Raw genomic sequence first — 26,619 nt, forward strand, 5'->3', positions numbered from 1 at the left:
AGGATGATCCCCATGCTCTCGACTTCCACCGCTATTCGCGTCGGCGATCGTTTTGTAGGCGAAGGTCACGGATGTTTCGTCATTGCCGAAGCCGGCGTGAATCATAACGGTTCAATCGAACGGGCATTCGAGCTGATTGACTGTGCGGCGGATGCCGGCGCGGACGCGGTGAAGTTCCAAACCTTCGAGTCCACTCAGCTCGTCACCAAGGACGCCCCGCAAGCCGCCTACCAACAGAAGAATCTCGGCATCAAACAATCTCAACTCGAGATGCTCAGACAACTCGAACTCTCCCGCGACGATCACGAAAGATTAATCGGTCACTGCCAATCACGCGGCATTCACTTCATGTCGACACCATTTGACGAACCCAGCGTCGATCTGCTGGTCGAACTCGGCGTCGACGTCTTCAAAATCCCATCGGGCGAGATGACCAACACGCCGTTCCTCGCCCATGTCGCGTCCAAGGGATTGCCTCTGATCGTTTCGACGGGAATGTGCAGCCTCGGTGATGTCGAAGTCGCCGTCGATACGATTGAATCCGCAGGCAATCAAGACTTTGTCCTGCTGCACTGCGTCAGCAATTACCCGGCGGATCCGGCGACCGTGAACCTGCGAGCGATGGCGACCATGCGATCGGCATTCGGACACCCGGTTGGATATTCCGACCACACGATGGGAATCGATATCAGCGTTGCGGCAGCGGCCCTCGGCGCCTGCGTGCTCGAAAAGCACTTTACGCTCGATCGCACGCTCCCCGGCCCTGATCACAAAGCATCACTGGAACCGTCCGAACTCGTTCAACTGATCAAGAGCATTCGCACTGTCGAATCCGCCTTGGGCACGGGAGTCAAGCAAGCGACCAGCGCAGAAAAGGAAACCGCTCGAGCGGCCCGCAAGAGCCTCGTCGCCGCAACGCACATCCCCGCCGGTGCCGAACTGACCGAATCGTTGCTCGCGATCAAACGCCCCGGCACCGGTTTGCCACCGAGCATGAAGCCATTCCTGCTGTCGCGACGCACCAAGATCGACATCGCCGAAGGTGAACTGCTTCGCCTGGAGGACGTGGCATGACCGATCACGCTTCGCCTCATCCCGTTCGGATTGCCACGGTTACCGTTGCCCGCAGCGACTTTGGAATTTACCTCCCCGTCTTGAGAAAGATCGCCGCCAGCGATTGGGCACAACCGCTCGTCGTCGCCGGCGCCGCTCACCTGAGCAACCGACACGGACACACGGCCGATTGGATCGTGAGTGAAGGATTCTCAATCGATGCCGAGGTTCCCATCACCGATCAAACGGACAATGCGGTTGGCGTTGCCATCGGATGCGCCGAAGCAATCCAAGGATTCGCCAAAGCGTTCGACCAACTCAAACCCGATGCGATCATGCTGCTCGGAGATCGTTTCGAAATGCACGCCGCCGCCGTCGCCGCGGTGCCATTCGGCATTCCGATCATCCATCTGCATGGCGGCGAAATCACACAAGGTGCCATCGACGAAAGTTATCGGCACAGCATCACCAAACTCAGCCACGTGCACTTCGCCTCGACACGAGCCTACGCGGATCGAATCATCCAAATGGGCGAAGATCCTCGCCGCGTTTTCGTCAGTGGAGCACCGGGTCTCGATCATCTCGCGGACTTCGCCCCCTGGTCGATCGATCAACTTGCAACCAAACTCGACCTATCGCTCGACCAACGTCCTCTGTCGATCACTTTTCACCCCGAAACTCTCTGCGATCGAGATTCACTGACACAGGTCCGATACCTGATCGATGCGATCAGCGATCTCGACGTACCGATGGTGATCTCACAACCGAATGCAGATCCAGGCAATCAAGCAATCCTCGAACAGTGGACGGAATTTACAAACGCCCGTCCGAACCGGGTTCGCCTCGTCGCGAACCTCGGAACACAAGGATACTTCAGCCTGCTTCATCACGCCGCCTCCATGGTCGGCAATTCGTCCAGTGGGATCATCGAAGCGGCTTCGTTCAGTCTTCCGGTTGTTAACATCGGCGAACGTCAACAGGGACGCATCCACGCGGAAAACGTAGTGGACGTGGGATTCGATTCCGAAGCTATCAAAGCCGCCATCACCAAAGTCAGCTCGCCTCAATTTCGCTCGGGCCTTCAAACCTTGCAAAATCCCTACGGGGACGGGACCGCCAGTGACCACATTGTCGGAACGCTGCGAAAACTGATGCAGCGTCCCTTGTCGGTGCGGAAACCGTTCTTCGATCTCCCGGCAACACCGCATCGCCCGTCATCACACCCGATTACGAAGGTCGCATGATGTACCAATCATCTCCACAACCACAGCATGCCGAGACTGCTCGCGGATCGTTAACCGGATTCGGCGCCGGCGGACACGCTCGAGTCGTCATCGCTTTGGCAAACCGGTGTGGTTTCCAAATGCGATGTTTGCTCGATCGACAAACCGCTCCTCAGACGCAATCGACACTCGACGGCGTTCCTATCGTGTACGAAGACGAGACGTCGTACTACGCGAACCTCGAACGCGAACTCCACCACGATCACCACGGCGCGACACTGACACATCGACAACCGGAGGCGGCGATTTGCGTCGGCACGGCGAACTCCACGGCTGTCCGCACTTCGCTCTACAAGCGTCTCTCCATGTTGGGATTCGTTTTCCCGACATTGATCGACCCGACAACAATCCGTGAACACGCCGTCACGATCGGGAATGGCGTTCACGTTTTAGGCGGCAGCATCCTCGCCGCGGGTGCTGCACTCGGTGACAACGTTTTGATCAACCACCGAGTGACTGTCGAACACGACTGCATCATCGGCGATCACGTTCATCTCGCGAGCGGCTGCGTGTTATGCGGCGGCGTACAGGTGGGTTCCGGTTCGCTCATTGGCGCGGGCAGTGTGATCCTTCCTGGGATTCGAATCGGCAAGGACTGCGTCGTCGGCGCTGGCAGCACCGTCACTCGCGATATCGCCGATGGCCGGACAGTCGTTGGCAATCCGGCTCGACAACTTTTGCATTCACAAGCGGCTTAACGTCTCGTACAAATTGACGATCCCCCAAAATGACAATTCAACGAATCAACGATTGTGAACCGATCAAAGCTCACGCGGGCGATTGCCTCCGTGACGCGATGCGACGGCTTGATCAGACCGCGATGGGTATCGTGCTGCTCTGTGAAAGTGACGGACGGCTACTCGACACGATCACCGACGGCGACGTCCGCCGGGCAATCTTGGACAACGTCGACCTCGACGCGCCGCTGTGGCAGTTATACGGACGAAAAGTCCGCTCGGGACAGCAACCCGTCACCGCCAACGCCACCTCAACGCTGGTGGAAATCGAAGCTCAAATGATTCTCGCGCAAGTCAAACACTTGCCATTGGTGGACGAAAACCAATGCGTTGTCGGACTGGCACGCGACACACTGGCACGCTCCGAACGAAATCAACCGAGCGTTCAAGCGGTCGTGATGGCCGGTGGCTTCGGCACACGTTTGCGTCCTCTCACCGACAACACTCCCAAACCGATGCTGCCCGTCGGCGGCAAACCGCTGCTCGAACGAACCGTCGCCCGTCTCCGTGATTGCGGCATTCGCGACGTGCACTTCACCACTCATTATCTGCCCGAGCAAATCCAACAACACTTTGGCAACGGCAGCGACTTCGGTGTCGACATCCGTTACGTCGCCGAAGAACAGCCCCTCGGCACCGCGGGCAGTTTGAACCTCGTTCGCGATGACGACAATCCGTTGATCGTGATCAATGGTGACATCCTGACGGCAGTCGACTTTTCAGCCTTGATCGACTTCCATAACGAACACGACGCCGATATGACCGTAGGCGTTCGCCAGTACGAATTCAAAGTGCCCTACGGCGTGATCGAGTCCGAAGGCGGGCAAGTAAGACGGCTCAAAGAGAAACCCAAAATGGAATTCCTAGTTAACGCCGGAATCTATTTGGTCGGTGTTGAAGCAAAGAAACTGATACCGGCGGACCAGCGTTTTGACATGACCGATCTGATCGAACAACTCATTGCCGACGGCAAGAAAGTTGTTAGTTTCCCCGTTATCGAATACTGGCTGGACATCGGCCAACACGAAGACTTCGAACAAGCACAATTAGACATCCAGGCCAAAAGGTGGGCAGCATGAGTTGGGAAAACAAACAAGTTCTGGTCACCGGAGCCGGTGGATTTATCGGTAGCCACCTCGCCGAAGAGTTGGTTCGCCGAGGCGCCAACGTCCGAGCGATGGTTCGCTACGGTTCGAGCAATCACCACGGATGGTTGCAGGATTCACCGCTGGCCACTGACATGGAAATTTTCGCGGGCGATATTCGCGACAGTGGAAACGTCCGACGGGCGATGGAAGGTTGCGATACCGTGCTACATCTCGCTGCACTGATTGCGATTCCGTACTCCTACGTCGCGCCCGATTCTTATGTCCGAACCAATATCGACGGCACGCTGAACGTCCTCGAAGCCGCTCGGATGCTCGAAACGCCACGAATCGTGCACACGTCCACCAGCGAAGTGTACGGCACGGCATTGCGAGTTCCGATCGACGAAGAACACCCGTTGCAGGGACAGTCGCCATATTCAGCGACCAAAATCGCAGCCGACAAATTGGCCGAATCCTACTACCGATCATTCGATATCCCGGTCGTCACGATCCGGCCCTTTAACACGTTCGGCCCGCGACAGTCCACGCGAGCGGTCTTGCCGACAATCATCACCCAAGCCCTGACCAGCAATACGATCAAACTCGGGGCGACGACTCCGACGCGAGATCTAACGTACGTGTCCGACACCGTGAACGGGTTCCTTTGCGGCGCGACTGCTGAGGGCATCGAAGGCCAAACGATTAACCTTGGCACCGGCACCGAGATCTCGATCGGCGACCTCGCAAAGATGGTTTGCCGCCTCTGTGGCGTCGAATGCGAGATCGTGTGCGAGAACGAACGCCTGCGTCCGGAAAAGAGCGAAGTCAATCGACTGCTCTCGGACAACTCCCTCGCCAAACGCGAGATGAAGTGGCAGCCCGAACTGACGCTAGAAGAAGGCGTTCAAGAAACGATCGATTGGATGAAACAAAACCTGAGCCATTTCCGTGCCGGCGAGTATACGGTCTAAGATGAACCAACCCATTGCAACCGCCAAGGACTCTGATGCCGATACGAACGAAGCGATCGCCAACGACATCGTTTCACGTGTCCGCTCAGTCGTGCAGACGTCCGATTTCGTTGCCCTCCATGAACCCAATCTGGGTGACATCGAACAACGCTACGTCGCCGACTGCGTCGCGAGCGGTTGGGTATCCTCCGTCGGCAAATATGTCGATCAATTCGAACAAGACCTCGCTCGATATACAGGATCTAAATTTGCCGTAGCGACGGTCAACGGAACCGCCGCTCTGCACGTCAGTCTGCTGCTCGCGGGCGTCGAACGCGACGACGAAGTCATCTGCCCGGCACTCAGCTTTGTGGCCACTGCGAACGCGATTTCGTACTGCGGCGCGATCCCCCATTTCGTCGACACCGAATACCGTACGCTTGGGATGGACGCTGGAAAACTGGCGACTTATCTCAGCGAAATTACCAGCGTCGATGGCGATCGATTGATCAACCGCGTCACCGGCCGCAGGATCTCCGCAATCGTGCCGATGCACACGCTCGGACACAGCGTGGACATGCAGGCCTTGCAAGCGACCGCAACAACATTCGGCCTGCCGATCGTCGAAGACGCCGCGGAGTCTTTGGGCACGTTCTGCAACGGACAGCACACGGGCACGTTCGGCGTCGCCGGTGCACTCAGTTTCAACGGCAACAAAATCATGACCACCGGCGGCGGAGGTGCGATTCTTACCAACGACGAAGCAACCGCCGCGCGAGCCAAGCATCTCACGACGACGGCGAAACAGCCGCACCCGTGGCGATACGTCCACGATGAGATCGCCTTCAACTACCGAATGCCAAATTTGAACGCGGCGATGGGATGCGCTCAACTCGAGCGGTTCCCTGACTTCCGTGAACGCAAACAATCCTTAGCAAACCGATACCGAAGTCAATTCGCAAACAGCCAATCAGCGAATTTCGTTGACCAGTGGGAAGGCGAGTCCAGCAACTTTTGGCTCAATGCGATTCTGCTCGCGAGAACACCCAACTCGCCGCTGTCCCGACGCGACACCGTGTTGCAAAAGACCAACGAAGCCGGCTTGATGACCCGTCCCATGTGGGAATTGCTGAGCGATTTGCCGATCTATTCGACGTGCCCTCGCTCCGATCTCGCCGTCAGTCGGGACATCGCCGAGCGAACCGTATGCCTGCCCAGCAGCGTCGGCTTAGTACCGCCGGCGAGATAGCGGATCTCTCGCAACTCAGCCTCACGTCGACGAACGGTCGCGTACTACTCCGCGAGTATTCGCGTGATCACCGCGAGACGATTGGCGGCCTCCTCACCGAGGCGATTGAGCGATGTGAGATAGGCCTGTTCTTCACGCAGTGCGGTGAGGAATTCGCTGGTCCGGTGGCGGAGTTGATGAGGCCCAAACAGCAATGCGGCATCTCGATCAAGGCCGTCGTAAGCAGGGTCCTCGTGCGTTTGCTGCCTGTTCCCTGGACGCTCGAAACGCAGGATGACGTATCGCCAGTGGCCGTGAGCGATTGTCTCATCGACAAGGTTGTATTGGCTCCGCAGTGCCCAAGCTCGCACCAATTCGGGTTTGCGGTTGGGTTGAAAGATCGCGGTGTCGGGGACGCGGTCCGGATACGCATCCAAAATTCGAACGATCGATTCCCCACCCATCCCACAAATACTCAAACAGTCGGCTTCTCCACTCGCCAGTCCCGCCAACCCGTCCGCCAATCGCACCTCGGCATTGAATCCGGCCAGCGTCGCCTGTGAATTCGCATAAGGTTGAACCTTATTCTCGATCGCGATCCCACGCTCAATCCGGCCGGACGCTAAGAGGGCTTTGAGCAAATGCCCATGGTCCGATCCGATGTCGGCATGGGTGCCGCAGCGAACTTGGCGTGCGACGATTTTGAGACGTTGATCGAGGTGAGGCAAGGGAAGGGAGAGGAAGCGAAGGTGATAGGTTGCAGGTGACAGGCGATAGGTTGCGGGTTGCAGTGATTTACGATGTCTTTGGGATGGTTTCGAGGATCAAATCATTGGCGGGGACCGGGAAGTCGGTCAATGTCACCCAGGGCTCGGACGTTGCGTCGATGGAATCTGCGATCGAATCGGAATCGTCGTAAACTGAAAAAAGCAACTGTCCCTTTTCCACTTCGTCTCCGATCCGAACACACGTTCGAATTCCCACGCGATGGTTGAGCGATTCACCGCCAGATTTCCGACCGCCGCCCGCGGCGATGATCGCATCACCGATCGCCGGACAGTTGATTGATTCGACGTATCCGTCTTGATCAGCGAAATAGTCACGTTGACGCTCGAGCGGCAAGGGCCCGTTCAATCGACCACCCTGTGCGTTGACCATCCGCTCGAATCGCTCCATCGCCTGGCCACTGGCCAATCGCTCACGCAAGCACTTTTCGGCGGCCGCTCCATCATCGAACATTCCAACCTGTATCAGCGCGGACGCCGACAATGCGATCGTGAGTTCACGAAGTGGATTCCACGCCCCGTCCTCATCCGTTTCGCTCAACACCTCAATCGCTTCATTCACCTCGATGGCGTTGCCAATGGCGGCGCCAAACGCGACCCCGAGCGGCTGGTCCATGTCCGACAGGATCGCTCGGGTCGACATCCCCGCTTGGCCGCCGACACGGACAAGACTTTCCGCTAACTCGGTCGCTTCGCCGCGAGTGGGCATGAAACCACCGCTGCCGACTTTCACATCCATCACCAACGCGTCGAGCGACGCCGCCAATTTTTTGCTCAGAATGCTCGCTGTGATCAAACCGACCGATTCGACCGTCGCGGTGACGTCGCGTAATGCATACAAACGTCGATCCGCCGGAGCGATTTTTTCATCGGCCCCGATAATGAATGCCCCGACCTCCGCGAGCACTTTCGATGATTGCTCGATCGATAATGAGGTCTGAAAACCTTCGATCGATTCGAGTTTATCCAATGTCCCACCGGTCCGCCCCAGCCCCCGACCGCTGATCATTGGCACGTCGCAATCCACACTCGCGAGCAGCGGCGCGAGGATCAATGACACTTTGTCACCGAGCCCACCCGTGCTGTGTTTGTCCACTCGAGGACGGTCGCTCGCCCGCGGCAATCGGGTCCCGCTGGCCAACATTTCGCTTGTCAGGCAAGAGATTTCTTCGGGGGTCAACCCGCGAATACAGATGGCCATCGCCATCGCCGCCATCTGCGCATCGGTGACACCACCGTCGCAGTACGAACGAACCAGGAACTGCCACTCGTCTGCATCGAGGGTGAGCCCTTGGCGTTTCTTGCGGATCAGGGTGGTGCAAAGCATAGTGGCGAACGTTCGAATTTGGAGTTCACTGCTGGATTCACAACGAGTGATATCAGTTATAGTTGATCGCTCGGCGGCACCGAATGGCCCGGTGAACTCGAATTGGGGCTCCATTTCGCATCCCAATGACGGTACTCTGCGAACAGCACTCAATCGTTGTCATCGCCTGATTCATTTTTTTGCATTGGAGTCCATGATGGAAAACAAACCCTCTGAATCTTCTGCTCAACCGCAGCCTCCCACACCATCACCGGACGCCAACATTCCGACTCTCACCGATCCGGTCATGGTCTACAACGCCAACGGCAACCTGGAGGCACACTCCGTGGTGACGTGGCTCGAATCGAACAACATTGATGCTTACGCGGTCGAAGACAACTCGGGCGCAGGCGCCTTCGCGTTTGGGACGATGAGCCAAATTCACAAACCTCAAGTATTCGTTGAACGAACGGACGCCCAACGTGCGACCGAGTTACTAGCCGAATTCGAAACTCAGAAAAAGCGCCGCCTGTCCGACATCGCTGACGCCGATCCCATCGCCTCGCAATGCGAAGAATGCGGCACGGTGAGCGAATTCCCGGCTTCGCAAGACGGCACGACTCAGAGTTGCCCGAAATGTCATGTCTTTATGGACGTCGGTACATTCGATTGGCCCGAAGACTTCGATTTCGGCGAACCGGAACCCGAATTGACTCAGGCTGCGATGCCCGACAACGAAGACGACGCACTCGACGCGGCCGCAAAGCTCGATGAGACCGGAGAATGGGATTCGGCAATCAACGCCTACCATCAAATCGCCGAACGTTGGCCTGAACACTCGACGTACACCCAAAATTGCATCGCGGACATCGAACGAAAACGCGATCTCGGTTCCGCCAGCTCTTAGAATACTCCGTTCGCAAACGGTCGCGGTTTTCCGTCCACACCTTCTCGTTTCACTCACCCCGTCGCTCAGGAATCCCCTATGGATTTACGTTCGCAGATGTTGCAGGAATTTGATCTCGAGACCGCCCTGACTCGCAGCGTTCTCAAGATCACGCCCGACGCATTGATGGACTACCAAGCCGACGAGTCACTTCACTCGGTTCGCTGGAACGTCAGTCACCTCGCCGACATCCCCAGTTGGGCGGATGTCATTTTGCGGAAAGATGTCTTTGATATCGCGCCCCCCGATGGTCCGCCGCACACGACTCCCGAAATGGCAACCATCGCGGACACGATCGCTGCGTTTGATTCGAACGTGCAAACCGCCAAAGAAATCCTCGCGGAATTCCCGATCGATTCACTCGAGGATGAATGGTCGCTGCTCATTGGCGGGCAAGCCGTCCTGACCCATTCTCGCTACATGATTTATCGCATGTACATAATCAGCCACGTCGCACACCACCGGGCTCACGTGCTCGTCTACCTACGAACCAACGGCATCGAGACGCCGCACTTATATGGTTAATCCGATCCGAGTCACCGCGATCCAAGTCGGCCAACCCCGCGATTTCAGCGATGAGAGTCCCGATAAATCATGGACTTCTGCAATCATCAAAGATTCAGTCGAAGGACCAGTCCGTGTCAACTTCACCAATCTCGACGGGGACCGGCAATCGGACCTCGTCCATCACGGTGGCCGCGACAAAGCCGTATTGGCCTACCCTCACGTGCACTATCAGTACTGGGCCGCGGAGTTCCCGCAAATTGAGTGGAACGGCGGAGCCTTCGGCGAAAACCTGACACTGGCGAACGTCACCGGGAAAGACGTCTGCATCGGCGATGTCTTTGAAGTCGGGAGTTGTGTCCTGCAGATTTCACAACCACGCCAACCGTGCTGGAAATTGTCAAAGCGTTGGGGCATTCCCAAACTCGCCGTCCGCGTTCAACAAACCCGCATGACGGGTTGGTATCTGCGAGTCCTTCAAGAAGGCGAAATCGAAGCCGGCCAAACAATGACGCTCACCGAGCGACTCCATCCCGAGTTCACAGTCGACTTCGCCAACGACGTCATGTTCGCCAAACCGCGACGCAGCGAAGACGATCGCCACCTCGCCGCTTGCCCCGAGCTATCCAAATCCTGGCAAGAAACGCTCGACCGATAATCGCTACGCAAAGGCCCCTTCTCAGTCGACGCCCCAGCCAGTTCCGTTAGCTCCAACGGCGAAAACGGTGCGTGGACGGCTGAGCCACCGAAAACACAAGCGTCGCTGAGAATCCCACCTACCCTCTTCTCGGTGCTCTCCCTGTCCTCGGTGGCTGATGTCTTTCTATGAATCGATGTTGCGTTGAACCTGCATTGCCGGCCGATTCTGCGGTAAGATCAATCACCCCCGAAGGCCTGCCAACCTGCCGTCGTTCTATCACTTGGAGAATCTCAACTTAATGGCACTACCGATCGATCTGTGGCTCATCCATCCCGAAGCGGAAATGTGCGATGCCTTCCGTGACCGCTTTAACGGCCTGCCTCGTGTTACGGTAATTCAATCCCGCTTCGAAGACTTGCCGCCGCACGATTGTTTCGTCACTGCTGCAAACGCATTCGGAATCATGAACGCTGGCATCGATGCGGCGGTGATCCGATTCCACGGCGAAGACCTGATGCGCCGCGTGCAAACGCGAATCATGGACGAATATCTCGGCGAGCAACCCATAGGCACGTCATTCATTGAACCGACCGGGAATCCCAACTATCCGTTCATTGCTCACTCGCCGACCATGCGTGTTCCCGGTTCCATCGAGGGTACTGACAAGGTGTATGCCGCAACGTGGGCATCACTGCTTGCCGTCTATCGCCACAAAGCGTCGAGCCAAACGCAAATCGAATCGGTCGTATTCCCCGCCATGGGTGCTGGCTTTGGCGGCGTGCCGTTCCCTGAAGTCGCGAGGCAAATGGCGGTTGCCTACCGTCACTATCTCAGCCCGCCCCATCGCATGGACTGGGACATGGTTGCTGCCCGACAGCGTGCGATCCATTACGACGGCAAACATCAAGTCACGCGATGAAGTGACAGAACGACACCACTGTCCCGCACAGTGAGAGCCCTTCACAGATTTGCTTCCTGTTTGCCCCCGCCTATTTGGAAGCGAATGTTATGCTTGACACTCGATTGCCGTTCGCTTCCTTCACTCAACCGAGAAATCACAAATGAAACGTTTATTGCTTTGCCTGCCGCTCCTTTTCGCTTGCACCGGATCAGCATCTGCCGACGAACAAGCGGGCTCTGGTGATCTCCAACCGGTCGCGTCGCAGACTCAAACACAATTCCTCGTCAAGCTTTCCGAATTTCGCCTCGACGAGAATGTTCAGATCGGGACAACGGAAGAAGAAACGCTCGAAACGATTCGCAAACAGAAGGCGACTCCGTTCGAATCGATCCAAATAACCGTGATTGCGGGAACCGAGAGCATGGCGCAGTTCGGCAAACGCGTTTCCGTGGTCACGGGAACGACGATCAGTCGAGACAGGACAATTCAGCAAACAGAACAGATCAGCATTGGCAGCACCCTGCAGGTCAATCTTGCCCTTCACGAGCAAGGCGTGATCGCCAACATCAACTATTCAACCGCACGTTTGTCCGGTGAGGGAACCGACGCCTCGCCACCCGACGTACTCACCAACACCGCTCACGCCGAACAACAATACAAGCTCGGCGAACAGCGGCTACTTGTCGCAAGAAGCGGCACTGAATCCTGGATCGTCGTCGTCACCATCACAGCACTTCAATGACCTCAGCACGACGACCAACTCTTCGGCTTCCTCCGTCTTCTTTCAGCCGTTGGGCAAGCGATTGCGGATAATTTTGGTTGTTGGGTTCCCGGGCATGATGGTGTCACACCACATTTCGCTTTCGAACACATAGCGTACTTGGATCGCGATCGCCTGACCGGCAACAAACGCCGACTCTGCTTCGGCTAGTGACACCGTGCCGTCGGTCTCCGGCGTACGCATTTGTACGTGCCGAACGTCGGCACCGGCGGCAAGATCCGCGAACAGGGCCCTCACTTGATCACCCGCCCACTCGGCCTGAAGTATTTCGGGAAGCGGTTCATCGTCGAGCATGGAGTCGGGCTTCCTGTCGGGGAGTGTAAATCACGGAGTGGGGACCCTCGGCGCGAGACTGAACGTCAACGCTGAATTCCTGGGCGAGCCAATGCAGGCATCAGCAGGATAGCATTTTCGGGTGCAGGACATACGTAGCGACAGACACCACATCCGGTGCAGGCGTCTTCGACGACAGTGGGTTTGCCGTCCGTTACCGTGAGCGCACCCTCGACGGGACATCGTTCGCTACACACGGTGCACGTCGTATGGTGGTGTGCCAAACAGAGATGCTCGGTCACTCTCGCCGTTCCCATCACCTTCGGGATCGATTCGACCAGCACCCCCGGCTTGCATGACGTGATGCAAGGAAAATCCTCGCACATCATGCACGCCTGCGTATCCGCCTCAATCACGGGCGAGCCCGCAACACTCCCGTATCGGTCGGACGCCGTGCGAATGGCGTCGTACGGGCAGGCTGCGATGCAGTCGCCGCAACGCGTGCATCCAACCAAAAACTGAGCTTCATCAATCGCGCCGGGTGGACGGAAAACAGGAACCGGCTTCGACCGCGACGTGATCCCGAGATTGGTAGCGGGAACCGGATCGATATTGATCCCGTTGACACTGCGTGGTTTCGAAATCGGAGTCTCGTCGACAACCGGTTTCGGATACCGAGTCACCAGCGGCGCGAACTGCGTCGGGCGAACCGATTTCCACAGGCGCCCCTGGAAAAGGTCTCGCCGACTTAGCCCCGGCGGTCGTTTACGCTTACTCGAATGCTGCTTTTCTTGCGGGAAACAAAACGACAATCCGCGACGCACAAACCGAATGCACGATTGCCAAATCCGCGTGGCAAGATTCGGTTTATCGTTGCTTTCGCTTTCCGAATGCGTCGTCACTCTTTGGCAACTTCCAGTGGTGGCAGCATGGGAATCGTCTCAGATACGATCGCTTGGTCGAGCGACGCCGACGGTGCGTGACACTGTGTGCAGTTTGATCGCCACGGGTGCGTCGACTCCATGCCTGCCCAGCCGTTGCCGCCACCGTGACACGCGAGACAGTTCTCTCGCATCCACTGCGAATGCGGGATCGTCGGCGGGGCACCGGGAAACGCCCGCTTGCCCGCCTTTGGTGCTGGCAAACCGACAAACGTTGTGCTCACGCGGGCGTCCACGTTTTGAAACGGCGGCGGAGCCATCGGTGCATGACACTGGGTACAGTTGGCGAGGAACTGATGCGACATCACGCTGGCCTTGAGACTCCCCATTTTCATCCCGTTGCTGTGACACGAATAACATGCCGCATCGGTAGTGTTTTCGATCGCGTGCGGGATGATTGGCGGTGCTCCGTTGTAGGCACGTCGAGAAGACCGTGTTTGGCTAGACGCCAACTTCTCTTCTTCGCTCGGTTTGATTTCGGCGAACAAATCATATGTCTGCGTTGGCAACGTCTTGGCGGTCAACTGCCATGACTCGGTTGGCCCCATCTCTGCATCGGCAATCTCCGCGTAGCTAACCGCTTCGATCAGTTTCGCGTCGCCGGATGCCGCATGTTTTAGTTCGTGGTCGACCAACGGTGAATCATGAAATCCATCGGGCAGTGGAACGCCGTCGCCGATCCCGACGAAATAGCCGATCGCCGCCACAGCGATGACGAGCGACAGAAAGATGGTCGTGATTCGCTTGTTCATGAATGCACCATCTCATCCGGAGCCGCTTGGACCGCCGACTTTTTAACGACCTTCACAGCACATTTTTTGTAGTCGGGCTGTTTCGAAAACGGATCGTGCGCTTCGAGCGTGCAATTGTTGATAAGTTTCGTTTCATCAAAGAACGGAACAAAGATCGTCCCACGTGGCGGACGCCCGCGTCCATCGATCCATACCGGCAACTCGCAAACGCCGCGTCGCGACTCAATAACAACCGTTTCGCCTTGGCGAATGTTTGCCGCTCTGGCATCCTCAGCGTGCATCTCAACATACGACGTCGGCATCGCGCGGCTGAGTTGCGAAACCCGGCGAGTCATTGTTCCCGTGTGCCAATGCTCGAGCACACGCCCGGTGCACAACCAGAAGGGATACTCGGCGTCGGGCTTTTCCGGTGGCGGTGCGTATTCATGGAACCAAATCTGAGCCCGCCCGTCGTTCGAGGACGAGTGATAAAACTCAAACTCTTGTCCTTCGGCAACGAACGGATCATCGAATCCGGAGAAACGGAATTTGGTTTCTCGCCACGAACCATCGGGTTGTTCGACGACGGGCCAGCGTAACCCTCGTGCGGCGACGTACTCTTCGTACGGCGCGAGGTTCTTGTGCTTCATCGTCGTGAACGCGCGATACTCCTCAAACAAATGCTTATCGACGTTCGTGTCGTAGTAGTGCTCAAACTCCCAAACCGGGATTTCTTCTCCGCTGTCATCCTTCACGGCAAAAATGAACTCGCCGTCCTTGTTCTTCATTCCTTCGTGGCCGAGTTCGAACAGCCGATGAGCGATCGCGATCGTCATCCAACAATCGTCGCGTGCCTCTCCGGGAGGATCGACCATTTTGAACCATTGCTGCGTTCGGCGTTCGCTGTTGCCAAACATACCGTTCTTTTCCACCCACAAGGCGGCCGGCAAAATCAAATCGGCGAGCCGTGTCGTCGCAGTCGGATAGACTTCCGAGACAATCAAGAATTTGTCTTCGAGGCCTTCTTTATCGTTAAATAACGTATTGAGATTAGGCAACGTTTGGCCTGGATTGGTCACCTGCACGAACAGCGTATTGATGTCACCGCCTTCGGACGTCGGCTTGGTGAACTGCTCAAACATCTTCACCGTGTGGTATCCAGGCATGGGGTTGATACTACCCTCGCGAACGTTCCACAATTCTTCGCACTGCGCCCGGTGATCCGGTTTAGCAACCAAGCGTCCCCCTGGTAACGCGTGTGCCAACGTTCCGACTTCACGAACCGTTCCACACGCTGAAGGTTGCCCGGTAAGACTCGTCGGTGCGTCGCCGGGTCGGCCGAAGTGACCGCTGAGCAGGTGCACGCCGTGAACGAGCGAGTTGATTGCCGTTCCCATCGTGTGTTGATTCATGCCCATGCACCACAGCGACGTGATGCGGATGTCATGGTTTCCGAACAACTCGGCCAGCATGCGAATTTTGTCCGCGGGAACGCCCGAGAGTTCTTCCACGTGCTCGGGTGTGTACTTCGCGATCCGTTTACGAAACTCTTCTTCGGTGATCGCTTCACCGTGCAACGTGGGCGTGTCCGCTTCGTCGCCGCGGAAATTACAGTGTTTGGCGACAAACGATTTGTCGTAGCTGTCGTTTTCGATTAGCAAATGCATGATCCCTAACGAGATCGCCACGTCACCGTGCGGTTTCATCTCCAGGTAATCGTTAGACGCATCAGTTGTTCGTGTTCGACGCGTTCCGATGTCGATAATACGAACAGTTTCCCCGCGCGAACGCCGGTCCGTCACGCGAGAAAACAATACCGGGTGCATTTCGGCAGGATTATTCCCCCATGTGATCAGCACGTCGCACTCATCCAGATCGGCGTAACAACCTGCCGGTTCATCGACGCCGTACGTTGCCAAGAAACCGGTCACCGCCGAGGCCATGCATAACCTCGCGTTCGGGTCGATATGGTTGTTCCCGAGTCCTCCCTTCATGAACTTCTGAGCGGCGAAACCTTCGGGAATCGTCCACTGTCCACTGCCGTAGAACGCGAATTTATCGGGCGCGTCCATGATCCGTTTCGCAACGATATCAATCGCCTCGTCCCACTCAATCTCCGTGAGCTCGCCGTCTTTACGCAGCAGCGGTTTCGTCAATCGATCTTTGCCATACAGAATGCCTCCGACGTGATATCCCTTCACGCACAGGAGGCCCTTGTTGACGTCCGCCGCTTTGTCGCCCGCAATGGCAACGACGCGACCGTCTTCGACACCGACCTGCACATGGCAACCGGTTCCGCAGAACCGACACGGTGCCTTGTTCCACATAAGACCATCGCCATCAGGCAGGCCATCGTCGGCATTGAGCACCGGCAGAGAGAAATCCGCATCGCTCGCGACCATCGAACAGGCCGCCGCCATCGCGGTGGCTTTCATAAAGCTACGCCGTTTCGCATCCATCATTCATCCCCTGTGTGAATCTGACCGTCATCGAAACCGACGAAAGCGACTGCCACGTCGATGACGCCTGGCATTTGCCGTACCCAATCCCAAATCTCTTGATCGCGTTGTCGTGTTGGTGAGTCCACGACTATCGCCAACTTACCGTTTCTGAAGTCACCCGTTTCGATTTCGGGTACGTTTTCTAATAACTCAATTGTCTCACGGTGCCGATCCACCGGCGAATTGAACGTAACGACGAGCCCGCTGACTGGCACTTGTGTTAGGCTTTCAGAAAAGTGTGTGAGTTTTTGTGCGAATTACAGTTCCCAACAACCTGCACCACAGGGTATACAATTAGAGTCATTGGGGAAACCTTGTTTTGGACAGAAAATTGATGCCACGAATCGCAAGTTTAATTTTCGTCTGTTTGATCGCCTCCATGGTAGCCGCTGCGTTAGTCGCACCACCTCAACGCAACACCGATGGTTCGCCGGCAGCGGAAGCGACTCTCGAGTCAAACGCCCTAGCGGACGAGTCATCCGCGGACGCCCCCACTCACCCCAAACCGCCTACGTTCGCGGTCACTGTTCGACGCCCCGACGGCCCGCCTCGAATCGAACTCGCCGGCAGTGATCCGCAAGGCCGCAGCGGAACCGTCGCATGTTCGACGTGTCACAGCGTTCGACCTCCGGACCTTCAAAACCGCACCGCCGCGACGCTGAACGAGTTTCATCAGGGCATGCAATTCAACCACGGCACGATCGCGTGCTATTCCTGCCACAACCCCGACGACGCCGATTCCCTGCGGTTAGCCGACGGGACGCGTGTCGATTACAGCGACGTGATGACGTTGTGTTCGCAGTGCCATGGCCCGCAAGCGACATCGTTCGCCCACGGTGCTCACGGCGGGATGAACGGTTTCTGGGACCTATCTCGCGGACCGCAAACCAAAAACAACTGCATTGATTGCCATGACCCACACGCACCGAGCTTCCCGAAAATGATTGTCGGCTTCAAACCAAAGGACCGCTTCAACGCACCCCATCCCGAACCTGAACCGCATTAAGACGTGATGAGCTTTTGCCCGCGACCGCATTCCAAACCGCTCGCGGCCCGACGACCTTATTGTTTGACGAAATCATCTTCAGACTGCTCCGTCTTTGCGGAGATTCGACTGCCGTCCACACCGTTTACTAACACCTGACGCTTGGTTCCCCACCGCGAGACAATCTGATGGAAACGTCGAAACCGAGCCTTCCGATCGTCGAGAATTTTTCTCGCCGTGCTGCCGTGAAAGGTGGCTTTGCAACGCTGGGTGCTGCGGCATTCGTCGCTGCTGTGTCGCCGCTTCGGCAGGCCGCCAAGAACACGACGGCGGCGGAATTCATGCAACAGCATTACACGGAATTGTCACCGGAACAAAAATCAGACGTGATTGCCCGGCTAGAGACCGAAGCCAAAGAAAAGCATGGCGTCGACGTCCATATCTCAGACGACCGACCGATCCCGGGAACCAAGTTCGTCTACGCGATCAACCTGAGCGTTTGCAACGGGAACGGCAAATGTGTCGAAGCGTGCCACAAAGAAAACAACCACGACCGAACGACCAACCAATCGTACATCCGTGTCATTGAAATGCCCAAAGGCACGATGGACATGGAACAGGGTTCAACCACGTACACCGGCGCGGTCCCCAAAGACGACAAATTCTATTTACCGGTTCAATGTCAGCAGTGCGATGAACCGCCATGCGTCGATGTTTGCCCGGTCAAAGCGACCTGGAAAGAAGAAGACGGGATCGTCGTCGTTGACTACAACTGGTGCATCGGTTGCCGCTACTGCGAAGCCGCCTGCCCCTACCATGCTCGGCGATTCAATTGGAAAGAACCCGAGGTTCCGGCAGAAGAGATCAACCCAGACCAGGGATATCTCAGCAACCGTGTCCGCCCCGTCGGAGTGGTCGAAAAGTGTACCTATTGCCTGCACCGAACACGCAAAGGCAAACTGCCCGCGTGTTTGGAAGCATGCCCGACAGGTGCCCGAGTCTTCGGCAACATTCTCGATAAAGACTCGAACATCCGCTGGATACTGGAAAATAAACGGGTCTACATCCTTAAGGAAGAACTCGGCACCAAACCCGCGTTCTTCTACTACTTCGATTAGTCCTCGCCGCGATTCACATCCGCCAGGATCTATCGCAAGGTCTCCCCACTCCAATCGTTGCTGTTCCCCGCGAAATCATCATGAGCAATACCGCGACCACCGAGAGCCACATCTCGAGCTACCCGAAATTCATCGGCCGTTCGCTTTGGTTGGCGACCGAAGGCTCCTTCGGCTTTTACGCTTGGATGACGATGTTGACGGCGATCTTCCTGGTCGGTGCCAACGCGTGGGCAAACCAGGTCGCCGGTGGGATGGTTGGCACGAACATGACCGACCAGGTCAGTTGGGGATTGTACATCGCGAACTTCACCTTCATGGTCGGACTCGCCGCGGGAGGCGTGATGATGGTCATCCCCGCGTACCTGTACCACGACCGCAAAATGCATGACGTCGTCATCATCGGCGAGCTCCTGGCAGTTGCGGCCATCGTGATGTGCCTCATGTTCGTGGTCGCTGACCTGGGTCGACCGGATCGATTCTGGCACTTGATCCCTGGCATCGGCAAATTCAATTTCCCCATCTCGATGCTGACGTGGGACGTGATCGTTCTCAACGGTTATCTCGTCTTGAATCTGCACATTTGCGGCTATTTACTCTACATGCGATTCCTCGGACGCCGCCCCAATCCGGTGTGGTACGTACCGTTCGTCATGGTGTCGATCGTTTGGGCAATTTCGATTCATACGGTGACCGCGTTCCTCTACTGCGGACTCGGCGGTCGCCCCTTCTGGAACACGGCGTTGCTAGCACCTCGGTTTCTAGCATCCGCGTTCGTCTCAGGCCCGGCGTTCATTATCGTTTCCATGATTCTGATCAAACGTTTGACCGGCGTTATCGGACTTGACCAACCAATCGCCACGCTAACGAAAATCATTCGTGTCACCATCTTGATCAACTTACTGATGGTGGCGTCGGAATTGTTCACTGAGTTCTACACCGGTGGATCCCATGTGAGCGCGGCCAAGTACCTGTTCTTTGGACTGCATGGAAAGACCGCATTGGTGCCGTGGACGTGGACGGCAATCGGACTGAACATCACCGCCGCATTGCTGTTTTTGTGGTCGGGCATTTTGTCCGAACGATGGCGTCCTCTTTTGATCACCGCCTGTGCGATGGCGTTTGTCGGTACGTGGATCGAAAAAGGGATGGGCCTGATCATTCCCGGCTTCATCCCCAGCACATTGCATGAGATCGTCGAATACGTCCCCAGCCAATTGGAGTGGAAAGTCACCGTCGGCATATGGGCGTTTGGTCTGATGATCTTCACCATCGCGATCAAAACCGCGCTCCCAACGCTCAAACGACCGATCCACTAACTCACGCGCCGACACCGCTTCTGGTCGACGAAGCCTTTTCTGACCAATCGCATCAGTCGCGGGTTTGGCGTGCCGTGTGATCACTGCCCCCATGCGTCACGGACAATCAATCGGTTGCAACTCGCCGCAGTCGCGAGCAACCATCGGCGCATTCATATACAGCCGGCCAGTTGTGGATTGATTGAGCTTCACAATCGGCTTTCTAAAAAAGTTCAGAATCTTTGCTAATTCCATGCGGTGCGGTGGAATTACCTACTAATGAGCAAAGATCTCGCACGTCACGATGCTGCCGTCACGATTGCAGTGCGAGCGATCGACAGCAGTTCCGTGAAATTCGCGGAGCGGCACGAGACGACCGCAAAGGGCAGGATGAAATGAACCAATAGCGCGTCTCGACACGGAAGCCCATGAAGAACTTCCCATCCCATCATGTGCCAACGCGTGAGTTGACCAGATTCAGTGGCGAGCTACGGACATGAAAACTGCCGTGTGACATGAGACCGACGCTCGACTTCATCCTTGACTCAATAGACTTCCCGATACGAGAACTTGTTTATGTTGAAATTCAGTGCGTTTTGTTTCTATGGCCTTTGCATGGCCACTTTCGCAATGCCCACACCGGCCGAATCAGGAAATTCAACGGTCGTATTCGACGACCAATTCGCGCGAGAACTGAAAGCGGATGCCCAAGGAATCGAAAACGATTGGAAACTGAATTCACATGAAGAGCATCGGTTCGTACTGCAAGACGGCGTCGCGCGAGTTACTCGCAACTCGGACGCCAAACACTACGCAAATTTGCTGCACAAAGCCGACTTCCGAAACGGATCGCTGACCGTCCGTTTTAAGCTCGCCGACCAGAGCGCCCCGTTCCGGATTCAAGTCCGAGACTCCGCGTTAAAGACCATCAAACAAGGAATGCTGTTCAGCGTCCGCGCGGGAAACGGACAATTAGAATTACAGGATGCTGCCATTGCCTATCAGATCAAACAGAGCATGAAAGCAGCGAAGGTCGCGAAACCATCTTCTCAACAACAGGCAACGCTGGATGCAGCGACGACTCGTGCGCGCCTGGATCTGAGCCTCAACGAATGGCACGAACTACTGGTGCACGTGCAAGGCAACGAGTTGACGGTTTCTATCGATGGGACAGAACTAGCTTCTTTGGCTTCGGAATCGATCGCACACCCGACCAAGGACAACTTTCGAATTGAAGTCGGGCGGGCCCTCGAAATCGATCGTGTCACCGTCATCTCTTGCGAATAGAAACACTCGCACTTTGCCCGCATGACAACATGAGTCGAACCAGACGACTCATGCATTTCCGCTCGGTTTCTTACCGGCAGGTCGCGAACCCTTGATTTGAAAACAAACAGGTCATCCGACGATTGAGCTTTGCTGCTTCGTCTGCATCACGCATACAGAACTCTGAGAAACATGAAACAATCGATTCTATCCACACTCGCCGTGACCGCGATCATCCTGAGTTGCAATCTTTCGTTCGGTCAATCGACAAAGGCCATAATGCCGAAGGAGAGTGCCGAACTGTTTCGCAAGTACTGCTACGACTGCCATGATTCGCAGTCGCAAGAGGGAAAGCTGGATTTGGAGGTGCTGTCATTTGAAATCAGCAAAGACATCCAGACCGCGGAACACTGGGATAACATCCTGGCGGCGTTGAACTCCGGCGAGATGCCACCGGAGGACGCCACCCCGATTTCAGACAAAGAGAAAGCAGCGTTTCTCGAAGAGCTATCGAAACGAATGGTCGTTGCGCGGAACATCCTCAGCGACAGCGGTGGCGAAATCACCATGCGGAGACTCAATCGGCGAGAATATCAAAACACGTTGGAGGCGTTGCTGGGATTTCGCCCCGATGTTTCGACACTGCCCGATGACGAAGAGACGGGCGGTTTCGACACCGCGGGTGGGTCACTTTTCTTCTCGAGCGATCAGTTCGAACAGTACCGCGAGACCGCAACTCGCGCCCTCGAATACGCGCTGAATTCAAAAGCAAGACCGAAGCCACGGACAGTTCGTTTCGAAGGCGAAACCATCTCGCAAGCATACATCGCCAAAGCGGAGGAAAAACGGGAAGCCTTCGAACTCGCGAAGGCCTTCCTGGCACAAGCCGGGAAACCACCGCAGGACTTCGGATTCACGACCCCAGAACAGGCAAAGAACGTCTATGACAACCACACGTATGCCATGGCGGTCTACGATCTCTACTTCCTAACGCGTCCCGAGAGCAAAACGGGCACGATCCTATTACCAGGACGCCACAACGGGCCGGTCAAACGCATGCCCCGCGTGGTCGTCGAATCGTGGTATCCCGGCGGCACGTACAAATTGCGGATCAAGGCGGCAAGTTACGACACCGCGATGGATCACGAACGCTACCTCCAGGTACAGTTCCAGTCCGGGAAGAACATCTTCACCACATTAGACGGGCTCGCGAAAGTAACCGCCCCCATCGAAGATCCGCAAATCATCGAATTGCAACTGCAGAACCCCGCCGGCGTCAAAGGGGCGTTCCGAGTGAAGCAGCGGAACTACGAGGAACCTTGGCCATATAGGATCGACATCCAGTGGAAGGCGAAGAACGGTGCCGGGCGTCTCCCCGCGGTCTGGGTCGACTATGTCGAGTTGGAAGGACCCTTTTTTAATGAACGTCTGCAACAGTTGCCGCAGTTGTTGCAACCGGATGACGACCAATCGGACGAGGAATACGCGAGAAGCATCATCACACGGTTTGCGACTGAGAGTTTCAGAAACCGAACACCGGATCCGGATTACCTCGACAATTTGGTTCGGTACTATCTCAATCGTCGTGAAGCAGGCGACAAACCGCAAAAGGCAATCATCGACTGCCTCGCGTTGGTTCTGTCTTCACCGAGTTTTCTTTACCTGATCGAACCACGCGGCGACAGCGAAAGCCCCGTCCAGCTCAGCGATCAGGAGCTCGCGATTCGCCTCGCCTATTTCCTCTGGAGTTCGCCACCGGATGAATCACTCATGGCGGCCGCCAATAACGGCAGCCTTTCCGAGCCAAACGTTCTCAAAACTCAAACCGAACGCCTGATACAAGACCCGCGATTTGATCGCTTCATCAGCGGTTTCACTCACCAGTGGCTCGACATGAAGCGAATCGACATGTTCGATTTCAGTGCGTTTGACTTTCCCGAGTTTGACGAATCGGTACGCCGTAGCGCCCGTGAGGAGGTGTACCAGACCATTCGTCATGTCACGATCGCTGACTTACCAATCGATCAATTACTCAAATCGGACTTCGTCATCGTCAACGACGTCCTGGCCGATTTCTATCAACTTCCCGACGTCAACGGATCTGAGTTCCGCAAGGTTTCGTTGCCGCCTGCGTCTCCGCGTGGCGGACTGCTCGGGATGGCAGCCGTTCACATCATGGGCTCCGACGGCCTTCGGTCTTCGCCGGTGGAACGAGGCGTGTGGGTGCTGCGTCACTTACTGAACGATCCGCCGCCCCCGGCGCCACCCAACATTCCGATGTTGGAACACGAAGACGCCGCACTGTCCATTCGTGATTTGCAAAAGCGACATCAGGAAGAACCCCAGTGTGCCTCGTGCCACCACAAGATCGATCCGATCGGTTACGGAATGGAAAACTTCACCGCCACGGGACTGTGGCGGGAAATGGAAGCAGTCAAAATCCCACCTGCAGCCAACGCGAAACGCAGCAAGAAGCAAGCGTTGCAATACAAACAGTTCCCAATCGATCCCTCAGGTGAACTGCCCCGAGGCGAGCGTTTCACTAGCTACCACGAACTCAGGGAGAACATTCTCAATCATTACAACGACGCCTTTGCACGCGGCCTGTCGGAGAACTTGATTGCGTATGCTCTCGGCCGTCCTTACGCCATCTCCGATCACAACTTCGCCACGCAAATCACAACCGATGCCGCCGAGGAAGGCAATACGATCACTGCTTTCATTCATGCTCTCGTCCAATCAGAAGCCTTTCGTTTGAAATAGGAAATCCCCATGAACAAAACACGCCGACAATTCTTGCGCAGCAGCACGGCCGTCATCGCGCTCCCGTTTCTTGAGTCGTTCGGGTTCCGTCGCTTCGCGTCCGCCGCGTCTCAGGTAACGACACCTCCCAAGCGAATGATCTTCCTGGGCACCGGATTTGGAGTCACCGCGAACGCTTGGTATCCCGACAAAAACGACACCGGGTACGACTACAAACTCCCCGAAAGCTTGACGCCTCTGGCTCGACACAAACAGGACATCAGCATTCTGCAACATCTCGAGCATGCCAATTCGCGAGACGGGCACTCCGGTTCCACGTTCTGGCTAACGGGAGCCGACCGATTCGCCATTCCCGGTCGGAACTTCCATAACACAGTCTCGGTTGACCAAGTCGCAGCGGCACAATTCGGCAGCCAAACACGTTACACGTCCATGCACGTCGACGGCAGCGACTTGCTCGGCCACGGTGCCGGATCACTGTCGTGGAACCAAAACGGAAAACCCATCCTCGGTCTGCAAAACCCGGTTGCCCTCTATCATAAACTTTTTTCCGGTGACTCCATTCCACTCGCTCAACGTCAAGCGATGCTCGCCGATGAACGATCGGCGTTGGACACGGTGCTGTCTGACGCGCGTTCGGTCAAACGCGGCCTGACTCAAACCGACGTCGAAAAGCTCGACGAATACTTCGAATCCATCCGCGACATCGAAAAACGGATCGGTAAAGAAGAAAGCTGGTTGAACGTGCCGAAGAAGACGCCCACCAATCCGGTCAAAGAACCCAGCGAGAGTCTCGAAGGCGCGCCCGCAGTCGAGGCCGTCTACGACCTGATGGTCGCGGCGATGCAAGTCGACGCCTCACGCGTTTTCACCTACCGTTTGCCATCGGACAGTTTTTGTGCCAGCATCGGGTCGAGCTATACGGCCCACAACCTGAGTCACTACGCCGGCACCGAGCGGACACACGATTCGATCCGACGCGACCAAGCCCATGCGAGATTGGTCGCACACCTGCTCGACAAATTGAAAGCCACCACGGAAGCCGACGGTTCCACGCTTCTGGACAACGTCGCGCTGACCTTCGGCAGTAACCTGCGCAGCAAGCACAGCCTCGACAATTGCCCGACGCTGATAGCGGGAGGAGGCGCCGGATTCAAACAGGGGCGTCACTTGGTGATGAAGGACGAGAAGACTCCGCTCTGCAACCTGTGGCTTTCAACTCTCCGCGGCAGCGGCGTTAACGTCGATTCGTTTGGCGATGCGACCGGCGTCATCGACGAATTGTTCGAAGCGTAAGCGTTCGCCAATCTTCGCTGGTGCTCCTTTGTGAGCAAACGACTAAACTCCCACCAGCTACCAGCGGCGTCTATTAAATTTGTCAGGATTGGCAAGAGCGTCTCTTCGATAAAATCGCGTTACATTGCTTCAGCGTTTTCGCGATCACACAACCTCACGGCTCAGTAGACATACCCCTGACCTCCGGTTGCACACAGAAGCACCTCGGATTCGGGATGGTAACTGCCGGGGCGATAGCGATCGCGATGACGAATCAGTCGGACTTCGTTGAGCCGAGTCACCGAAAAGAACGTCACGATCGCATTGCCTGATGTTTCGATCTCGACGCTCGGTTGCAGATCGGCATCGCTGCGCACCTCGCCCTGAATCCACGACCAGTTTTCGTCCGTGGGTTGGCTGACGATCTGATGGCTATTCCATTCCTGTTCATTCCATCCCGATCCAACCATGCCAAACACGCGGATCAATACGGACGCGTCCGTATATGATTGTGGTGAATGATCACCGCGGAGAGCCTCTTCAATCCCACGTGCACCAACCGGCCGTTCTCCCTCCCACAATGGATTTTGCGTTTCCCATGACGGTGCGCTGGGCGGCAACATCCAAATACGGTGAAAACCTTCACGTGGGCCAGCATAAACTTGAGCGATGGTTTTCCAGTTCGGCAATAATTCCAAACGTGGAAACAACGACATGAAATCCTGCTCGAACGGCAGCACTGTCCACTCGGAGGTTGGCGGCGTTTCCACCCGCGCGCCTGCTAAGTGCAACGCCCATTCAGCGTCCCTGACCGTGGATTGGATCTTGTCGTCGCAGATGGGTGTTGAGAAAGGCAGTGGGATGTTCACAGGGGCCGATTCGACTAATTGCTTCGCCTCGGGAAGTGAAATCCCCGCTTGGTCGCGAACGGCCCAAACAACCTTCGCGGGCGACTTCCCTGCATCGAGAAGCCTGATCGAGCACTCGAATGACTTGCGAGGCGTTTCCATCGCAAGTGACCATCGCAGTTTTTTCTGCAAATCCTCCAAAACCTCCGCGTCGCCTTTCCAGTGCATCGGCTTTTGATTGGACAACGGATCTCCGGACATGATGGATCCCATCAATGCAATAGTTATCGAGCTTTTCTGCAAACGAAGTCGGTTTCAAAAAAGCAGTTCCTTCCGCCAGAACCTGTTCCACCACCTGGCGACGATGGCTACAACAATTGAAAACGTTCTAACGGCACATCTCGTGATGGGATGCCCAATG

General features: G+C 56.2%; 25 protein-coding genes. 17 read left to right on the top strand and 8 right to left on the bottom strand.

All coding sequences use genetic code 11. The features are described 5' to 3' along the window. Positions 1-12: 12 nt before the first annotated feature. From neuB to FHS27_RS17100, 6 genes are read left to right on the top strand one after another with little or no spacing between them, the layout of a single operon-like run. Positions 13-1,074 (top strand): N-acetylneuraminate synthase, encoded by a 1,062-nt coding sequence (gene neuB, locus FHS27_RS17075; RefSeq protein ID WP_184306100.1) that lies wholly within the window; start codon positions 13-15, stop codon positions 1,072-1,074. Further along, a complete protein-coding gene (gene neuC, locus FHS27_RS17080) occupies positions 1,071-2,297 on the top strand; it encodes a UDP-N-acetylglucosamine 2-epimerase (RefSeq protein ID WP_184306101.1) in 1,227 nt (408 codons plus the stop codon). Before neuB ends, neuC begins: the two co-directional genes overlap by 4 nt. Continuing rightward, the gene (locus tag FHS27_RS17085; RefSeq protein ID WP_184306102.1) at positions 2,294-3,034 is read left to right on the top strand and encodes an acetyltransferase; all 741 of its coding nucleotides are present in this window, start codon (positions 2,294-2,296) and stop codon (positions 3,032-3,034) included. Before neuC ends, FHS27_RS17085 begins: the two co-directional genes overlap by 4 nt. A gap of 29 nt (positions 3,035-3,063) precedes the next feature. Then, entirely contained in the window at positions 3,064-4,152 is a 1,089-nt protein-coding gene (locus tag FHS27_RS17090) for a nucleotidyltransferase family protein (protein ID WP_184306103.1), read from the top strand. Beyond that, a complete protein-coding gene (locus FHS27_RS17095; protein ID WP_184306104.1) occupies positions 4,149-5,132 on the top strand; it encodes an SDR family NAD(P)-dependent oxidoreductase in 984 nt (327 codons plus the stop codon). The genes FHS27_RS17090 and FHS27_RS17095 overlap by 4 nt, the downstream gene beginning before the upstream one ends. 1 nt (position 5,133) lies before the next feature. Further along, complete coding sequence (locus FHS27_RS17100) at positions 5,134-6,360, top strand: LegC family aminotransferase (protein WP_184306105.1); 1,227 nt, start codon at positions 5,134-5,136, stop codon at positions 6,358-6,360. A gap of 44 nt (positions 6,361-6,404) precedes the next feature. Here FHS27_RS17100 and FHS27_RS17105 read toward each other — a convergent pair whose 3' ends face one another. Both FHS27_RS17105 and FHS27_RS17110 read right to left on the bottom strand, forming a co-directional pair. Next, entirely contained in the window at positions 6,405-7,067 is a 663-nt protein-coding gene (locus tag FHS27_RS17105) for a tRNA (adenine(22)-N(1))-methyltransferase (protein ID WP_184306106.1), read from the bottom strand. A gap of 67 nt (positions 7,068-7,134) precedes the next feature. Further along, on the bottom strand, positions 7,135-8,451 hold the full coding sequence (locus FHS27_RS17110; protein WP_184306107.1) for a thymidine phosphorylase: 1,317 nt from the start codon (positions 8,449-8,451) through the stop codon (positions 7,135-7,137). A 196-nt stretch (positions 8,452-8,647) separates the two neighbouring features. Between FHS27_RS17110 and FHS27_RS17115 the strand changes: the two genes are divergently transcribed. From FHS27_RS17115 to FHS27_RS17135, 5 genes are all read left to right on the top strand, one after another. Further along, positions 8,648-9,337, top strand: coding sequence for a putative signal transducing protein (locus tag FHS27_RS17115; protein WP_246419972.1), 690 nt, complete (start codon positions 8,648-8,650; stop codon positions 9,335-9,337). A gap of 78 nt (positions 9,338-9,415) precedes the next feature. Beyond that, positions 9,416-9,901, top strand: coding sequence for a DinB family protein (locus tag FHS27_RS17120; RefSeq protein ID WP_184306109.1), 486 nt, complete (start codon positions 9,416-9,418; stop codon positions 9,899-9,901). Next, on the top strand, positions 9,894-10,538 hold the full coding sequence (locus FHS27_RS17125; RefSeq protein WP_184306110.1) for an MOSC domain-containing protein: 645 nt from the start codon (positions 9,894-9,896) through the stop codon (positions 10,536-10,538). Before FHS27_RS17120 ends, FHS27_RS17125 begins: the two co-directional genes overlap by 8 nt. Before the next feature lie 280 nt (positions 10,539-10,818). Continuing rightward, complete coding sequence (locus FHS27_RS17130; protein WP_184306111.1) at positions 10,819-11,439, top strand: macro domain-containing protein; 621 nt, start codon at positions 10,819-10,821, stop codon at positions 11,437-11,439. 142 nt (positions 11,440-11,581) lie between these two features. Beyond that, on the top strand, positions 11,582-12,163 hold the full coding sequence (locus FHS27_RS17135) for a hypothetical protein (RefSeq protein WP_184306112.1): 582 nt from the start codon (positions 11,582-11,584) through the stop codon (positions 12,161-12,163). 42 nt (positions 12,164-12,205) lie between these two features. On the opposite strand, the gene FHS27_RS17140 is transcribed toward FHS27_RS17135, so the two are convergent. From FHS27_RS17140 to FHS27_RS31655, 5 genes are all read right to left on the bottom strand, one after another. After that, entirely contained in the window at positions 12,206-12,496 is a 291-nt protein-coding gene (locus FHS27_RS17140; RefSeq protein WP_184306113.1) for a hypothetical protein, read from the bottom strand. A gap of 65 nt (positions 12,497-12,561) precedes the next feature. Then, positions 12,562-13,377, bottom strand: a complete 816-nt coding sequence (locus tag FHS27_RS17145) for a 4Fe-4S dicluster domain-containing protein (protein ID WP_315854600.1) — start codon at positions 13,375-13,377, stop codon at positions 12,562-12,564. Next, positions 13,374-14,168: a nitrate reductase cytochrome c-type subunit gene (locus FHS27_RS17150; protein WP_184306114.1), complete on the bottom strand. Its 795-nt coding sequence runs from the start codon at positions 14,166-14,168 to the stop codon at positions 13,374-13,376. The genes FHS27_RS17145 and FHS27_RS17150 overlap by 4 nt, the downstream gene beginning before the upstream one ends. Next, positions 14,165-16,609, bottom strand: a complete 2,445-nt coding sequence (locus tag FHS27_RS17155; RefSeq protein ID WP_184306115.1) for a molybdopterin-dependent oxidoreductase — start codon at positions 16,607-16,609, stop codon at positions 14,165-14,167. The genes FHS27_RS17150 and FHS27_RS17155 overlap by 4 nt, the downstream gene beginning before the upstream one ends. Continuing rightward, positions 16,606-16,863, bottom strand: a complete 258-nt coding sequence (locus FHS27_RS31655) for a chaperone NapD (protein WP_184306116.1) — start codon at positions 16,861-16,863, stop codon at positions 16,606-16,608. The genes FHS27_RS17155 and FHS27_RS31655 overlap by 4 nt, the downstream gene beginning before the upstream one ends. A 119-nt stretch (positions 16,864-16,982) precedes the next feature. On the opposite strand from FHS27_RS31655, the gene FHS27_RS17165 reads away from it, so the two are divergent. The 6 genes from FHS27_RS17165 (at position 16,983) to FHS27_RS17190 (ending at position 25,371) form a co-directional block, all read left to right on the top strand. Continuing rightward, entirely contained in the window at positions 16,983-17,654 is a 672-nt protein-coding gene (locus FHS27_RS17165; RefSeq protein ID WP_184306117.1) for a hypothetical protein, read from the top strand. A 167-nt stretch (positions 17,655-17,821) separates the two neighbouring features. Next, positions 17,822-18,751 carry a 4Fe-4S dicluster domain-containing protein gene (locus FHS27_RS17170; protein ID WP_184306118.1) on the top strand — a complete coding sequence of 310 codons (930 nt, stop codon included), beginning with the start codon at positions 17,822-17,824 and terminating at the stop codon, positions 18,749-18,751. Between the two features lie 80 nt (positions 18,752-18,831). Beyond that, entirely contained in the window at positions 18,832-20,067 is a 1,236-nt protein-coding gene (gene dsrP / locus FHS27_RS17175; protein ID WP_184306119.1) for a sulfate reduction electron transfer complex DsrMKJOP subunit DsrP, read from the top strand. A gap of 594 nt (positions 20,068-20,661) precedes the next feature. Beyond that, positions 20,662-21,333 carry a family 16 glycoside hydrolase gene (locus tag FHS27_RS17180; protein WP_184306120.1) on the top strand — a complete coding sequence of 224 codons (672 nt, stop codon included), beginning with the start codon at positions 20,662-20,664 and terminating at the stop codon, positions 21,331-21,333. Between the two features lie 171 nt (positions 21,334-21,504). After that, entirely contained in the window at positions 21,505-24,075 is a 2,571-nt protein-coding gene (locus tag FHS27_RS17185) for a DUF1592 domain-containing protein (protein ID WP_184306121.1), read from the top strand. A 9-nt stretch (positions 24,076-24,084) separates the two neighbouring features. Continuing rightward, positions 24,085-25,371: a DUF1552 domain-containing protein gene (locus FHS27_RS17190; RefSeq protein WP_184306122.1), complete on the top strand. Its 1,287-nt coding sequence runs from the start codon at positions 24,085-24,087 to the stop codon at positions 25,369-25,371. A gap of 161 nt (positions 25,372-25,532) precedes the next feature. Here FHS27_RS17190 and FHS27_RS17195 read toward each other — a convergent pair whose 3' ends face one another. Further along, complete coding sequence (locus FHS27_RS17195; protein WP_184306123.1) at positions 25,533-26,459, bottom strand: hypothetical protein; 927 nt, start codon at positions 26,457-26,459, stop codon at positions 25,533-25,535. Between the last annotated feature and the right edge of the window lie 160 nt (positions 26,460-26,619).

This window comes from Aporhodopirellula rubra (assembly GCF_014192335.1).
Lineage (GTDB): Bacteria > Planctomycetota > Planctomycetia > Pirellulales > Pirellulaceae > Rhodopirellula > Rhodopirellula rubra.

Excerpts from the sequence above, each read along its gene's own strand:
- neuB (WP_184306100.1), top strand. The coding sequence starts at position 13 with ATGCTCTCGACTTCCACCGCTATTCGCGTCGGCGATCGTTTTGTAGGC.
- neuC (WP_184306101.1), top strand. The coding sequence starts at position 1,071 with ATGACCGATCACGCTTCGCCTCATCCCGTTCGGATTGCCACGGTTACC.
- FHS27_RS17085 (WP_184306102.1), top strand. The coding sequence starts at position 2,294 with ATGATGTACCAATCATCTCCACAACCACAGCATGCCGAGACTGCTCGC.
- FHS27_RS17090 (WP_184306103.1), top strand. The coding sequence starts at position 3,064 with ATGACAATTCAACGAATCAACGATTGTGAACCGATCAAAGCTCACGCG.
- FHS27_RS17095 (WP_184306104.1), top strand. The coding sequence starts at position 4,149 with ATGAGTTGGGAAAACAAACAAGTTCTGGTCACCGGAGCCGGTGGATTT.
- FHS27_RS17100 (WP_184306105.1), top strand. The coding sequence starts at position 5,134 with ATGAACCAACCCATTGCAACCGCCAAGGACTCTGATGCCGATACGAAC.
- FHS27_RS17110 (WP_184306107.1), bottom strand. The coding sequence starts at position 8,451 with ATGCTTTGCACCACCCTGATCCGCAAGAAACGCCAAGGGCTCACCCTC.
- FHS27_RS17115 (WP_246419972.1), top strand. The coding sequence starts at position 8,648 with ATGGAAAACAAACCCTCTGAATCTTCTGCTCAACCGCAGCCTCCCACA.
- FHS27_RS17120 (WP_184306109.1), top strand. The coding sequence starts at position 9,416 with ATGGATTTACGTTCGCAGATGTTGCAGGAATTTGATCTCGAGACCGCC.
- FHS27_RS17125 (WP_184306110.1), top strand. The coding sequence starts at position 9,894 with ATGGTTAATCCGATCCGAGTCACCGCGATCCAAGTCGGCCAACCCCGC.
- FHS27_RS17130 (WP_184306111.1), top strand. The coding sequence starts at position 10,819 with ATGGCACTACCGATCGATCTGTGGCTCATCCATCCCGAAGCGGAAATG.
- FHS27_RS17135 (WP_184306112.1), top strand. The coding sequence starts at position 11,582 with ATGAAACGTTTATTGCTTTGCCTGCCGCTCCTTTTCGCTTGCACCGGA.
- FHS27_RS17140 (WP_184306113.1), bottom strand. The coding sequence starts at position 12,496 with ATGCTCGACGATGAACCGCTTCCCGAAATACTTCAGGCCGAGTGGGCG.
- FHS27_RS17150 (WP_184306114.1), bottom strand. The coding sequence starts at position 14,168 with ATGAACAAGCGAATCACGACCATCTTTCTGTCGCTCGTCATCGCTGTG.
- FHS27_RS17155 (WP_184306115.1), bottom strand. The coding sequence starts at position 16,609 with ATGATGGATGCGAAACGGCGTAGCTTTATGAAAGCCACCGCGATGGCG.
- FHS27_RS17165 (WP_184306117.1), top strand. The coding sequence starts at position 16,983 with ATGCCACGAATCGCAAGTTTAATTTTCGTCTGTTTGATCGCCTCCATG.
- FHS27_RS17170 (WP_184306118.1), top strand. The coding sequence starts at position 17,822 with ATGGAAACGTCGAAACCGAGCCTTCCGATCGTCGAGAATTTTTCTCGC.
- dsrP (WP_184306119.1), top strand. The coding sequence starts at position 18,832 with ATGAGCAATACCGCGACCACCGAGAGCCACATCTCGAGCTACCCGAAA.
- FHS27_RS17180 (WP_184306120.1), top strand. The coding sequence starts at position 20,662 with ATGGCCACTTTCGCAATGCCCACACCGGCCGAATCAGGAAATTCAACG.
- FHS27_RS17185 (WP_184306121.1), top strand. The coding sequence starts at position 21,505 with ATGAAACAATCGATTCTATCCACACTCGCCGTGACCGCGATCATCCTG.
- FHS27_RS17190 (WP_184306122.1), top strand. The coding sequence starts at position 24,085 with ATGAACAAAACACGCCGACAATTCTTGCGCAGCAGCACGGCCGTCATC.
- FHS27_RS17195 (WP_184306123.1), bottom strand. The coding sequence starts at position 26,459 with ATGTCCGGAGATCCGTTGTCCAATCAAAAGCCGATGCACTGGAAAGGC.